General features: G+C 30.7%; 18 protein-coding genes. 15 read left to right on the plus strand and 3 right to left on the minus strand.

From position 1 onward, the window contains the following. Positions 1–113: 113 nt before the first annotated feature. From GW846_05295 to GW846_05310, 4 genes are read left to right on the plus strand one after another with little or no spacing between them, the layout of a single operon-like run. Positions 114–665: an RNA polymerase sigma factor gene (locus GW846_05295; protein NDK10162.1), complete on the plus strand. Its 552-nt coding sequence runs from the start codon at positions 114–116 to the stop codon at positions 663–665. Continuing rightward, positions 666–1,487, plus strand: a complete 822-nt coding sequence (locus GW846_05300; protein NDK10163.1) for a hypothetical protein — start codon at positions 666–668, stop codon at positions 1,485–1,487. It abuts the gene before it with no gap. A gap of 24 nt (positions 1,488–1,511) precedes the next feature. Beyond that, on the plus strand, positions 1,512–3,779 hold the full coding sequence (locus GW846_05305) for a hypothetical protein (GenBank protein ID NDK10164.1): 2,268 nt from the start codon (positions 1,512–1,514) through the stop codon (positions 3,777–3,779). Positions 3,780–3,788: 9 nt separating this feature from the next. Further along, a complete protein-coding gene (locus GW846_05310; protein NDK10165.1) occupies positions 3,789–4,748 on the plus strand; it encodes a PrsW family intramembrane metalloprotease in 960 nt (319 codons plus the stop codon). Here GW846_05310 and GW846_05315 read toward each other — a convergent pair. Continuing rightward, positions 4,726–5,754 (minus strand): TraB/GumN family protein, encoded by a 1,029-nt coding sequence (locus GW846_05315; protein NDK10166.1) that lies wholly within the window; start codon positions 5,752–5,754, stop codon positions 4,726–4,728. The two genes, GW846_05310 and GW846_05315, sit on opposite strands and share 23 nt — an antisense overlap. Positions 5,755–5,830: 76 nt before the next feature. Between GW846_05315 and GW846_05320 the strand changes: the two genes are divergently transcribed. The 10 genes from GW846_05320 (at position 5,831) to GW846_05365 (ending at position 12,090) form a co-directional block, all read left to right on the plus strand. Then, on the plus strand, positions 5,831–6,256 hold the full coding sequence (locus GW846_05320; GenBank protein NDK10167.1) for a hypothetical protein: 426 nt from the start codon (positions 5,831–5,833) through the stop codon (positions 6,254–6,256). 16 nt (positions 6,257–6,272) lie between these two features. After that, on the plus strand, positions 6,273–6,800 hold the full coding sequence (locus GW846_05325) for a hypothetical protein (GenBank protein ID NDK10168.1): 528 nt from the start codon (positions 6,273–6,275) through the stop codon (positions 6,798–6,800). A gap of 19 nt (positions 6,801–6,819) precedes the next feature. Next, positions 6,820–7,386 (plus strand): hypothetical protein, encoded by a 567-nt coding sequence (locus GW846_05330; protein NDK10169.1) that lies wholly within the window; start codon positions 6,820–6,822, stop codon positions 7,384–7,386. A gap of 11 nt (positions 7,387–7,397) precedes the next feature. Beyond that, positions 7,398–8,474, plus strand: a complete 1,077-nt coding sequence (locus GW846_05335; GenBank protein ID NDK10170.1) for a type II secretion system F family protein — start codon at positions 7,398–7,400, stop codon at positions 8,472–8,474. A 9-nt stretch (positions 8,475–8,483) separates the two neighbouring features. Next, positions 8,484–9,008 (plus strand): prepilin-type N-terminal cleavage/methylation domain-containing protein, encoded by a 525-nt coding sequence (locus GW846_05340; protein NDK10171.1) that lies wholly within the window; start codon positions 8,484–8,486, stop codon positions 9,006–9,008. 5 nt (positions 9,009–9,013) lie between these two features. Next, positions 9,014–9,625 carry a prepilin-type N-terminal cleavage/methylation domain-containing protein gene (locus GW846_05345; GenBank protein ID NDK10172.1) on the plus strand — a complete coding sequence of 204 codons (612 nt, stop codon included), beginning with the start codon at positions 9,014–9,016 and terminating at the stop codon, positions 9,623–9,625. A gap of 8 nt (positions 9,626–9,633) precedes the next feature. Next, complete coding sequence (locus GW846_05350) at positions 9,634–10,260, plus strand: type II secretion system protein (protein ID NDK10173.1); 627 nt, start codon at positions 9,634–9,636, stop codon at positions 10,258–10,260. A gap of 1 nt (position 10,261) precedes the next feature. Continuing rightward, positions 10,262–11,044: a hypothetical protein gene (locus GW846_05355; GenBank protein ID NDK10174.1), complete on the plus strand. Its 783-nt coding sequence runs from the start codon at positions 10,262–10,264 to the stop codon at positions 11,042–11,044. 135 nt (positions 11,045–11,179) lie between these two features. After that, complete coding sequence (locus GW846_05360) at positions 11,180–11,452, plus strand: HU family DNA-binding protein (GenBank protein NDK10175.1); 273 nt, start codon at positions 11,180–11,182, stop codon at positions 11,450–11,452. Between the two features lie 95 nt (positions 11,453–11,547). Further along, positions 11,548–12,090 (plus strand): ATP-binding protein, encoded by a 543-nt coding sequence (locus tag GW846_05365; protein ID NDK10176.1) that lies wholly within the window; start codon positions 11,548–11,550, stop codon positions 12,088–12,090. On the opposite strand, the gene GW846_05370 is transcribed toward GW846_05365, so the two are convergent. Together GW846_05370 and rbfA are read right to left on the minus strand one after the other, a co-directional pair. Next, positions 12,056–13,027, minus strand: coding sequence for a hypothetical protein (locus GW846_05370; protein NDK10177.1), 972 nt, complete (start codon positions 13,025–13,027; stop codon positions 12,056–12,058). The genes GW846_05365 and GW846_05370 overlap by 35 nt on opposite strands. A 4-nt stretch (positions 13,028–13,031) precedes the next feature. Beyond that, on the minus strand, positions 13,032–13,373 hold the full coding sequence (gene rbfA, locus GW846_05375; protein NDK10178.1) for a 30S ribosome-binding factor RbfA: 342 nt from the start codon (positions 13,371–13,373) through the stop codon (positions 13,032–13,034). A 121-nt stretch (positions 13,374–13,494) separates the two neighbouring features. Between rbfA and GW846_05380 the strand changes: the two genes are divergently transcribed. After that, positions 13,495–13,695 (plus strand): hypothetical protein, encoded by a 201-nt coding sequence (locus tag GW846_05380; protein NDK10179.1) that lies wholly within the window; start codon positions 13,495–13,497, stop codon positions 13,693–13,695. Positions 13,696–13,748 lie beyond the last annotated feature (53 nt).

Genomic DNA, 13,748 nt, shown 5'->3' on the forward strand with positions numbered 1-13,748 from the left:
AATTAATATTAATAAATAATATTATTTGTCAAATATATTTCCTTCTCATTTCTGTGAAATCATTATGATAAGAATGATTTTGTCACTTTATTTGTACTTTTTCGTTGTAATATATGCAAGAGCGAGATTACATAACTAGATATCAGAACTGAGATTTTTCTGCCTTTTGAAGCTTATATGATTTGTATATTGATCAAATATTTGCGTATGTACTGAGAAAAACAAGTCAGAGAGAAGTAGCAGAGGATTTGACGAGCCAGATTTGGATGAAGGCACTGAAATGAATTGAAAACTTTGAGACTCAAGAATGAGCAAGCTTCAAGAGTTGGATTTATACAATAGCAGCTAATATGGTTATAGATTACTATCGCTCTGCAAAAGAACAAGTACAACTGGATGATATCGCCGAGATGTGAATAAGTGAGAATATAGGGAGTCAAATTGACAACAAAGATACACTTGCAAAAGTGTTAGTATTTTTGAAAAATCTGAAACCAATTGAGGAAGAAATAGTTATTTTGAAAGTATGGGATGAACTCAGTTATAAAGAAATTGCTGAAATTACTTGAAAAAAAGAAGATAATTGCAAACAAATATACAAAAGAACGCTTGAGAAGATACAGGCAAATGTATCACTTCTCATAATATTGATATTTTTTATATAAATGAATTTACCTAATAAAATACTCCAAGAATACAAAGAACTTTTTCCAGATATCTCTGAGTGAGATATTTCTCGTGAACTAGAAAACCTTAAGTGACTTCAAAACGATCTGTCACCTAATAAGCAGTTTAAAAACCAACTGAGAAATAAGTTAGAACATTTACATGAACTTCAATCTGATTTAGAACCAAAATGATTCTCGTGGTTCCAATATGCAGGTGTCATATTTACAACTGTTTTTGCATTTTCTCTCTTGTATTCACTCTACGATATTCAAAAAACTTGATTTGACCCATTGAAACGTGCTGAACGATCTAATAGTTTGCAGATTGAAATGAAAGGGTCCCAAGAATTTGATGCTCAATTTGAAGATATAGTTGATTCAAGTATTGAGATGTTTGAGAATGAAATAATGTGAATAGAGAATGATACTCCTCAAGAAAATATTGAAGTTCCCACACAAAAGAAAGTAGCCAAATCAAATCCGAGAAACATAGAAAAACCAAAAGATTCTAATCCAGTTCAAGCGCTCCCTCCTGAAGAAAACAGAGATGAAATAATGAAACCCATTCAAGATGTTTCTAATTCTCCCTCTGCTGCAAGTATGATGGATACTCAAGCTGATGATATGCAAGACACTCCTGCAGAGAATTTAAATATGATGGAGAGCCGTATGATGATGTCAGATGCTCCTCCCCAGTGAGATAATACACTTGTTTGTGAAGAAAATATGTGAGTGGTATCTGATGACGGAAACTATTGTAGTTTCCCAAGTAATAAAGTATGTTTCCTTGAAGAAATAGAAAGTTGTCTCCAGAAATAATTTTATTTTCTCATTTTACTCCTTATGAAAACATTTTTTAAATATATTGTCCTCTTAGCTTTATTCTCACCAAGTGCGTTTGCAGTGAGTGAAAATACATCAGTTATAGATGCATTAGATAATGAAAATACTGAGATACTTTCTCGTGAAATTACACTTGAAAGTTTTGAAAGTTGTCAGGCATTTGAAACAGTGATGCAGGACTATTATAAAAAATATTGGAAAGAAAATCAAAACCCATATCCGATATATAATTATTTTGGTGGTCCAGAAGTAATGGAGTCTATTGCTGACGATGCAGTATCAAGTCCAAGTTCAAAGGATTGACTCTCAAATCAATGATGAGGCTATTCTGAGACAAATACTCAAGTAAAGGGAGTTGATGAGGCTGATATTATTAAAACTGATGGGAAGTATATCTATTATTATAACCAAACAGAAAGCTCAGTTTCTATTATAGAGGCCTGAAATCAAGAAACAACTCCTAAGGTTTTAAATACCATAACACTCCCAAAATCATTTTATAATCCTGAGCTCTATATATCAAATGAGAGACTTATAATTGTCTCATCAGGATATAGTCAGACTGATTTTACAAGTTTTTGATATTATATAAACAGAAATGCTAAAACCTATAGTATCATATTTGATACGAAAAATAAATCTAAACCAGAACTTATAAAACTCTATAGTTCAGACTGAGATTATAAACAATCTCGACTTATAGGGGAAACCCTTTATGTTATTTCAAGCAATTCATTTCAATACCCATATTATAATCTCAATAGTTCAGAAGATATAGATTTTGATGTAAAAAAAATGCTTCCTCAAAAACTAGAGATAACACGAACCCAAGATAGTGCTAAACAAAACCTCATCATTTCAAAAAAATCACTTCCGTTTCAAGCAATTGGTTGAAGTGTCACAAATTGTAATAATATATCATATAGTTTCCCGGATGCAGAGACTATAAAAAATAATGGTTTTAATCCCGGATATAATATTATAAGTACTATCAATATTCAAGATATAGAAACAAAAGTTGAAACTAAAGTTATAGCTTGAAATAATAGTGAAATACATATGAGTCAGGATAACCTCTATATGACAGAGTCTCTGTATTCTGCTTGAGACTTTTCTTGTCCAATAAATGCAATCTGTGCTCGACCATTCTTTTGGGGATGAAATCAAAATACCCTTATTCATAAACTCAGTATCGACCAGCAAAAAATTAAATACCTAGATTCAACGCTCATCCCAGGAGCTCCACTCAGTCAATATTCAATGGATGAATTTAATGGTAATTTTAGGATTATAACAAGTTCATTTTTTCCTGAGCGATCTACTTCACTATATGTATTAAACAAAGATCTCAAGAAGATATCTTCACTGGAAAATCTTGCTCCTTGAGAATGATTTCAATCTAGTAGATTCATATGAGATAAACTATTTCTTGTGACATTTGAACAAATTGATCCACTATTTGCAATTGATATTTCCGACACGCTCAATCCAAAAGTTTTATGAGAATTAAAGATTCCAGGATTTTCTACATATCTTCACCCATATGACGAAAATCATTTGATAGGTCTTGGGTATGATACAGAAACAAATTTGAATGGTTGAACACAAAGTTCTTGAATCAAAGTTGATTTATATACTATTAATTATGATAAAAAATGTGGTGACGCGTGACTGAGTGTTGAGCAAGTAAAAAAATGTAACAATTGAGATTATAAAGGAATCATTGTAGAACAAACTCACACAAAAACTCTTGGTTGAAAATGAAGTTATAGTGAAGCTCTCACTAATCCAAGAATGTTTATATGGAATGATATGAGAAAAACTCTCTTACTTCCAGTTACTCTGAGTGAAAGAGATGATAGTTATACTTTAACTGATTATTTTAATGGTATGTATGCCATAAAAATAGATCTCGAATCTGGTATTGAGGTTCTTGGTAAAACTACTCATATAGATATGACTGGACTAGAGGAGGCTCGAACAAAAGAATGTTTACAATATAGTGCACAAAGTAGCGAACCGATTTGTCGTGAGCTCTTAAATGGGGAAATAGTTTGTGAGTCACCATCAATACGTCAATATGTACCAAATTATTGTTATAAAGATAGTAGTATTTGGCAGTATGTTGGAGATAAATCTTGGGAATTTCAAGATAAAAATATTAAAAGGGCTCTTTATATTTGAGAGAATGTATACGGAGTTTCTGATTCTCAGATTTGATTATATAACTGGAAGCTTGATGAAAAACAATTACAAGATTTTAAATAATAAAACTCAATGGATTTTCTATACTATATTTTAGCGCTTTGAATACTCCTCATGCCTTTGGCTTTTTGGATGTATATATTTGTTTCATTTTTTCAAAATGTATTATCACGACTTCAGTTTTTAATTGGGATAGCGCTATGAGCCATCATGAGTCTTCCGTTACTTTTAAGCGAGTGAAATAGTATTTGACTCCTTTTAGAGCGTTTGTTTCAGCCTATTAGTACCAATATAACATTGATGGGGATAATGCAAATAGGAGTAATTATAGTAGTTTTTTATTTGGTGTTGTGAGTGATAGAATTTATGAGTTCGCTGTATTTTCAAGACTCAAAAAAATTCTTTATATCCAGACAATTGAGAGTATGAATTTGGAGTCTACTTATAGTTCTACTCTGAATCTTGGCAATTTTCTTCTTTAAGAATGTATTCCCAGATATTTCATCTGTTCGTAGCGTGTCATTATGAAACTACGTATTTAGCTGATTGGGGAGTATCGTATGATATTATATTATTGTATCGTTGTTAGAAGAGGGTTCTAAGTATATATGAGCACTTTCATATGCAGGAAAAAAGAATTTTGAATCGTACACTTCTTATATTGTTTTATGTGCTTGTATTGCTCTTGGATTTTCATTTTTCGAAAATATCATCTATAGTTTTTTCCAGTTTAAACAGTTTTGAATCTCTTGAGCTTTTTTACAGTTTCTATTTTTTAGGAGTGTATTTTCTATAGCCTTGCATCTTTTGAGTTCGATGATATTTGCCAGCGCATTTTGGTATATACTACATCCTCAAACCCGTCGCAAAAAAAAATACATACTTTGATTTATAATGCTTGGTTTAGCAGCTATTTTAAGTCATTCACTTTTTGATGTAGCTCTGAGCTATGATAAAGTAGGTCTCATAATTTTGTATGTCATTGCTCTCTATATATTTATGAGCTCTCTTACTCACCAGGGTCAGTGATAATCGTGTACTCTTTTGTGGATGTTATTTTCCAAATTGTATCTGATGCTAAAAGGATGTTGTAAACTCAGTCAAAATGCATGAGTCAATAAATAACAAATATGTTTTTTTCTTCACTATTGATAATAGCATCTGCGAGTACTTCATTTCTCTCGTCAATAATAACTCAAAACAAATCCTGGTTTCAAACAAGTGAGAGCATAGTATTTCTAAATCACTCGTTTTTTATTATAAAATTTAAAAATGCTTGGTTAAAGGATCGTATGACGGTGAGTTCTCGAGGATTGAGTTCGGAAAGTATTTTTATGACATCTGAGTTAATGTCTACGACTTCATCATTTTGCATGAGTCACTTTTTTTGAGAACTCAGTCATTTTTCTTCATATATTTTTATTATATCATCAATGGATAAATCAATATTGTAATCTTTGTTATTTACGAGATCTAGAAACATTTCATTATCCTGTGCTACTACTCAATACAGTTCAGAGAGATTATCATATAATCATGGAGCAAAATCAATTCAAAGTGCTGAGTTAAACTTTTGTTCATTTTCAGCCGTTCAAGGTCTGACTCCTTCAAAAAACAGTACTCAATCATCTTGTTTTGCTGCATAAATATTTGCTTGAACTTGTAGATAAAAAGCACGCGAGGCTATATGACTCATGGTTTGAAATTGAACTGTTTTTTCTCAATTTGTGAGGGTATAGAGTGGAAGAGTTGCAGGATTTAAAAATGTATGATAGGATATAAATGATCCTGTGAGAAGTAGTGCTACTGCAAGTAAAATAGATGTTCTATAGAGAAAATATTCCACGAAATCCTTAAAATTATTTCTTGTTTTATTTCTCAAATAGTACCAAAGTGATTGCAGCGAGTAAAATATTACTGCGTAGAGAGCAAGAAGAATATAAAATTCTAAAAAGCTCATCCAACCAGAGATATAGAAAATAGCGAGTGAAATAGTCAGTAAAATACTGAAAGATATTAGATTTTTAGGTTCATTCATAGGAAAAATTTTAGTGTTTGAATTCCTCTTAATTTATATATAATTTTAGAAAAGTAAACGATAACTTTTTCGCATTATGAAACATGTTTTACAAATCTTCTGTCTTATACTACTTTTCCTTTGAAGTTTTATGGGGGTTGATGCTGCATTTTTTGATCAGTTTAGTGGTCAAGGTTCACCAGAAATAAGATATTGTGATGATCCTGGTGAATGTGGACTTGAGAGAGGAACACAAATTATTCGTGGTGAAGTAGATGGATTAGAGACTGATAGAAGTCTTTCTGAATATGTACAAGATGTTGTTCTTTATCTTTTAACATTTATCTCACTGATTGCTGTTATATATGTTATATATGCAGGATTTCAAATTTTGATTTGAAATGGTGATGAAGAAAAGTTGAAAAAATCGAAACTGACAATTATATATGTTGTCCTTTGAATTGCTGTCATCTGGTTGGCTTGGCCAATAACACTCTTTATTATGAGAGCACTCTCTGCTTAATAATTAATTTAAAAATATGACTACTCAAGTAGATACAAAGTTTTATAAAGATAAAAAATCAATTAATTTTTATCTTTCACTCTGATTTTTAGCTGTTGTAATTCTTGCAACACTTGGTCTTTTCTTTTATAATAATTCTATAGATAATAATATAGTTGAAATGGACGCTGAGATTGCAAATCTGGAAAAGTCTATTGATGATGTACAATCAGACCCACTCGTAATGATTTATGGAATATATTCAAAGCATAAATCCTTTCTTGATGAGAAATCAAAGCAATCACAAATTCCACTTTTTGTTTCTCATTTGAGAAAAAACTTTATCAAGTATTCAATTGATGCTACATGATTTAGTTATTCAGAATGAGAGCTTACTATAGAGCTTTCAAACCAAACCACAGACAATGGTTACGCCTATGAGAAGGTTGTGAAATTTTTGAGAGAATATCCGCAAGATGAAAAATCACTTTTTGATATTGATGATGTTGAAAGTTTTGAGTGATATGATAAAATTGGCTACAGTGCAAATTTTGTTCTTAGATAATATTTATTTATAAAGACCTATGAAAAATCCAGATTATAATCAATATACGAAAAATAATTTTCTACTTTACCTGATTCTCCTTGTTAGTTTCTTTATATTATTGTTTTTTACAAAAAACTTTTATTCAGATTTACAGGTGAAACTTGATACTCAGTCTTTGAAAGAACAACAACTTCAAAAGAAAGAATCGACACTTACTTCTCTCAATGAACTACAAGCAAAACTTAAAGACCCTAAAAGTGAAGCTGTCGAAGAAATAAAATGATTTACAGGAGTCTACAGTGATGAAAATATATTAGAATATATATATATGTACGCTCAAAAAGTAAATCTTACAGATGAAAGACTTGTTGTAAGAGATATGGTTATTGAAAATGAAGGGACCAGTGATATTTGATTTGAAAAAGCCACTGTAACTGTTTCAGCTGTCTTTTCTGCTGAATCAACGATGCTTGATTTTATTACATATTTAACAGATGTAGGAGGAAATTATAAATTTTATATTGATACCTTTGAATATGAAATGAACGCATCTACAGGAAACATTCAAGCAACTATTCCACTTATTTTGTATTACAACAAATAAATTTATATATTATGTCTCAAACACCATTTACATTTCATAGAAAAGTCTCTCTGGTTGATAAGTTCAATTTTTATGAATATTTATCAGTTATGTTAGACGGTTGAGTGACCATTTCTGAAACCCTTGATTCGGTGCAAACTAAAATCAAAAACCAAAATTTTAAGGAAAAAATCAAAGATTTACAAACCTATGTTTCTTCATGAGATTCAGTAAGTAAATCGATGAAAAAAATACCTCAAATATTTTCTAGTTGAGAAATATCAATCATTGAAGCAGGAGAAACAACGTGAAAACTTTCACAATCTCTTGGAAACTTAGCTCAAAACCTCAGAAAGAGTCATGACTTGCGATCTAAAATCAAAGGAGCATTAACGTATCCTGTGATTATTTTCTTATTTTTGATTCTTGCTGTTATTGTGGTACTTGCATATGTTATACCATCTGTAAGTCAATTATTTGAATCAACTGAAGTAGAGCTTCCTGTAGCTACTCAAGCTCTCGTAGCTACTTCTGATTTTGTTATTTATAACTGGGGATATATTATACTTTTTGTGCTTACAGCCTTAGTATTGTTTTATGGATATAAGAATACTGAAAAAGGAAGAGCAAATTTAGATTATTTTATACTAGGACTTCCTCTTATCGGAAAGGTAAACAAAAATTACCTGCTTGCTACTTTCTCAACAAACCTTTGAAGTCTTATTGCTTCAGGTGTACCTGTGGTTAAATCACTTTCTCTTTCATGACGAGCACTGAATAATCTCGTGTATGAGACTCATATAAATGAAGTTATTTGAAAAGTCTCTAATGGTCAAAAAATAGTTGATTCACTTGCTGAGGTTGACCCAGAACACAATCTATTTCCTCTAGATTTTTTACAAATGCTATCTGTGTGAGAAAAAACTGCATCAATAGATACAGTAAGTAAAAAACTGACAGAGCAATATACAAGAGAAGTTAACTACTCTCTTGACAGTCTTACAAAATGGATTGAACCTATTGCCATACTTATAGCTGGGATCTTTGTACTTTGGTTTGCATTTGCAATATTTGGAGCTATCTTAAAGGTAACTCAAACTGTTTCTTAATAGTATATTATGATTTCAAATAAGGGAGGATTTACTTTAATTGAATTGTTGGTTGTTATTACCATACTCTTTATTATTATGACGATGACGTATCTACCATATGCACATCATCAAAAAAAAACACTCTTGAAACAATGAGCAAGAGAAATAAGTCAAAGTTTATCTGAAGCTCGAAACTTTGCCTTACATGGGCTTGATACATGAGCTTGAAATCTTAGTATTTGACTGTACTTTGCTCCTGGAACAACTCAAATTGAATATTACGCGTATCCATTGAACGAAACAATAAATGAGGACTCTTTAAATCAAGATAATCTTTATAAAACTAAAAAACTTCCTAAGTGAATTGAAGTAGATTCTGTTGGATGATCAACAGATGGATATCTATTTAATTTTGAAGCTATTACTGCAAGTGGAGCCCATATGTGAGAATCTGAGATTGATATAATCATTTCATATCAAGGATCAGAAAGTCCAGTGCTACAAAAAAATATCAGCTATTACCCGAAATCATCTATTTCAGATTATAAATAAGATCTATGATATCAATACAAAATACTCATAAAGCTTTCTCCATTATAGAAGTAATGGTCGGGATTTTTATATTTTCACTCTGACTTGTTTCAATATATGCACTCCTCGCTTCTTCACTCAGCGCGAGTAGTTATAGTGAAAATGCTATTGTTGCTTCAAATCTATCACGAGAACAAATAGAACTTTTTAAAAATATTAGAGATACTAATTATAAAAAACTCAATGTTTGGAACAAGGTGAATCCATATACTGATTTTCAAATTGATAATGAAGTATTTGAGTTAGGGAAATATTACACACTTGAAAATAATTTTTGAAATTCTGACTCTTCTATCGATGTTGGTGAGATTACTTGATTTAAACAGTGAGAAGATGAGCTTTTGAGTATGAAAAAATATCAACTTTGTCTCGATGAAAATGAAGTATACACCTATGATTGTGACTCAAATAATACTCAGACGGTGTATTATAGATATCTCTATCTTGAAGAATTAAGAGATGAAGACAACACAGTTATCACTGACGCAGTAAAGGTTACTTCTAAAGTTATTTGGACAAAACGTGGATATCACGAATTTTATATCGATACAATCATTACTGATTGGAGAAGAATTTAACTAAATATATGAAATATAAAAATACTCATCCTTGATTTACACTCGTAGAACTTATTGTTTCTATTACTATTTTTAGTATTATTTTAGTAGCTGTTGTTTCAATATTTTTATTTGCTTCTCAGATGTCTACTCGGGTTGAGCTTGATAGAACCATGCAAGAGAATATAAAAAATATCATGGAGGATATATCTGAGGGAGTGAGAAAAAATACTCTTACTTGAGTGAGTTCTTGACTGGACTCAAAATGTGAAACAATCGAGCCTTGAGTATGAGATAGCATTAAACAAGCAAGTGCTGTGTGTATTTGAGATAGTATCTATACTTTGTGATATGAGAATGAAACTGGTGATGGAAGCTGGGAAAGAAGTAGTGATATAGTAAAAGATTGCCAAGATATTTCAAAAGTGTGTCGTCTTGTAAAAAAAGAAATGGGTTGAGATTATTTTCCTCTTAGTAACAGTTTCATTGCATTTCAAGATGCTGTATTTACTATATCAAATCCTGAGCTCCCAAAACTAACTATCCAACTTGTATATAGACCAGCAGCCTGAAAATGAGTTTCTGCAGCTATTATTGAACAATGAGTACAAAGTATACAGACAACCGTTAGTCAAAAACTCATAAAAACGAATTAATATGAAAAAAATACTTACATCTTCACCTCAATGATATTCTATCATAATAGCAGTTCTTACTATTGGTTTTTTATTAGTGCTAACAACAAGTACTCTCACATTGGCGCTTCAAGAAATGCAAGATTGAAAGGGAAGTCAGGATTATATGAAAGCCTACTCAGCAGCTGAGGGATGACTTGAATTAGCTTTATTAAAGATAAAAGATAACTGATATGGATATTATGGACAACTCAATGATTCTAAAATATTATGAGGATGAAATAAAGATCCAAAGATTTCATATGATTTTGACTCCAAAGTTGAATCCTATTCTGGAACTATAGATTGATTTCAAAGTGATATAGTTCCATTATTCTGGACAGATAACTCTTGAGTAATGCGTTCAACGAATGCTATAACACTTACAAGTACTGATTCTAATCTCATATGGAATATAGTTGGAGAAAAATCTTGAATATCTTGAATATGAGCAATTACAAATTCTACAACAGTATGAAAAAAAGAAATTACGACCGTGAGTGGAAATACTGATTTTACCTTTACACAATCTCAGGGAGTTCAAGATTTCGTTGCAACTAATCCAGAGAGTTATCTGATTATATATAATTCTTGAAATACGGAAATATCCTACACTCTGAATTCTTGAAACGAAGCTATAACTAAACCAAGAGCATTGGTTATTTCATCAGCTAAAGTCGGAAAATATACTCAAAATTTAGAAACAGTGATAGATAATACTGAATTTCTTTGAATTTTAAAGTACTCAATCTATTCTTGAAATTAGCTATTTCAAGCCATTTATATAATTCTATTTTCCAGTAACCGCTCAAACTAGCAAAAAAAAGTAAAAAAAACTTGAAAATGCTATTTATAGAGCTACAATTGACTTGTTTATTTTATATTAATTACTTTTTGTATTATGAAAAAACAAGATTTTATTAAAGCTGTTGCTACTGATGCAGGTCTTTCACAAGATGCAGTTTCAAAAGTTTTAAGCAGTATGATTGATACTATTACTTCTGAACTTAAAAAAGATAACGAAGTGAATATTACTGGTTTTGGTGCATTTAAAGTAGCTCATAGAGCTGCTAGAAGAGGTGTGAATCCAAGAACACAAGAATCTATCCAAATTGGACCTATGAAATCTCCAGTTTTTAGAGCTGGTAAAACATTTAAAGAGTCTATTAGATAAGCTCTTTTTATTAAAAAAGTACACGAAAGTGTACTTTTTTTGATTTCTCTGTTCAATTATGTTATACTCGTGTAGATAGTATATATCTTCTTGTGATGATGAAAGTTGATTTACATACTCTATGAGATATTGAAATTGATGAAAGTAGATTGTGTGAGTACTGTACTGACGATTCAATCCATCTTGAAATTAGCTACAATTCAGATTTTAGAAATGCTGTTTTTCTTCGGAAAATAGCCGATTTTATATGTAAGCATTATTGAGTTCATCCAAAGTGGAGAACGAGAATCGTACTCATCGTTGATGAGCTCAATAACAATGCTATTGAGTACGGTACGTTGAAATGAGGTAGTAATCTATTTGAGTTCCAATTGGTAAAAAATACATGCTGAAATATAGATATTCGTATAAGTGTTACAGATGCTTGAAACGGATTGCATGCTAAAAATGCTGGTAACATGAAAGAACTTAGAGACCAACATAACTCAAAAGATTTTTCAAAACATCACTCTATACGAGGGAGAGGTCTCTTTTTAATTATATCTCGACTGGTAGATAGTCTTGAATTTGAGGATGTAGATAAGAAAGGATTAAAAGTAATAGTTACGAAATCTCTTCAGGTACATTCAGACTCTTAAGTACTGATTCTCAGTAAATAGTATCAATATTTCACCTACAAGAAAACTCTTCTTCTATAGGACATACATATAATTTTTGAGGAATCCGTACATCTATATAGATGTATTTTTTTTCGTTTAAACTTCACGACTCTTTTTGAAAAATAGAGAGTTGCTCAATTTGTCTCTCAACACTTGCGTTTATATCAAAAAGATACAGGGTTTGATTTTGGTCAGATATTAAAACTTCTTTTTCAGAAGTGAAATATTGGATAGTATCAATTTCAATTCACAATATATTTTTCTGTAATTCGCTCAAAAGAAGTTTCGTTTTTTGTATTTCTGAAACATTTAAGTTCTTTCAAAAACTGAGATCTTCTTCTATATTGCTTCCTTGAAGTAATATCATCGGTACATCATAAGTCGCTGTAGTTTCTTTTGTAAGCAGGGAACCATTTTCTAAAATCAGTGATTCTGTTAATTGAAATACTGGAGGATATGCTTTGAGTGTGATTTCTATACTATTTGGAAGTTTTACATTAAATCCAATGTTTTGAATTGAGTTTTGGGATTTTTGTAATCGAGCAGCTATTTCTCATGTATCAAGAAAGAGGATGTTTTTATCTCTAATATATTCTAAACTTGAATACGCTTGGTTAATATTGATTATATTATCTTGTCTGGTTACTAAAATAGTTTGTACTTTTAAAAGAGGTCATACTAACAGAAACACTACTGCAAAAGCAACGAAAGCTATTCAAACAAGACTTATAGTTTTAAAATTTTGTTTTTTAAAGGCGTAACTGAGTGATTTCAGATTATTTTTAAATTGTGATTTTTTTCTTTTTTTAAATTTTCGAGAATCATCATCAGAAAAAACGTTCCGAGTCGTATTAGGAACTATTTTTTTTCTTGTTTGTGTTTTTTTCTTTTTAAGAAAAGGAATGTTTGAAAACATAAAATTATTTTATATCTAAGTTTGAAATAGCTTGCGTAATTCAAAATGATATTTCACCACTTTCGTCATATCGAAATCTAATTTTAGGTACTTTTATAAATTGTATTTTTCTTCAAAGCATCCTATGTATTTTGTGGGCATGTTCAGCAAGTTCTTTTGTTATGCCTTCTGTTTTTTTTAAACTACTCACATATACGTCTAAATATGACAAATCTTGACTCATTTTAACGTCAGTGACTGTTACTATTCAATACTCAATACTCAACTCCTGAGCCTCTTCAATTAGGTAATTGGCAATAAGTTGTTGAGTAATTGACTCTGCTTTTTGAATTCGTTCTTGTTTCATATTAGTTTTATTGATGTAGGTGAAATTTAACTCTATAGTATTGAGCTTTTTTTATTTGACAAACAAAAAATAAAGATAGAATACCTGCACTTAATTATTTATTCTTCAGGGAGATAGAACTATGATATACGCAATAAGAAAAGATTCTGAATCAAACGAAAAACTTGTACTGAGATATAAAAAACTATTCTTTCAATCTAGAATTGTTACAAAACTCAAAAAAGAGCGATACGCTGTTAAGGATCTTAAAAAGCGAAAACAACGTGAAAAAGCAATTATCACGAATCATTACAGAGATTTGAATTCAAAAGTTTACTTCTAAATTCATTGACATAAAAAAATACTTTCAACTCCTTGAGCCGAAAGTATTTTTTT

The organism is Candidatus Gracilibacteria bacterium, assembly GCA_010119145.1.
Taxonomy (GTDB): Bacteria; Patescibacteriota; Gracilibacteria; order BD1-5; family UBA6164; genus JAACSU01.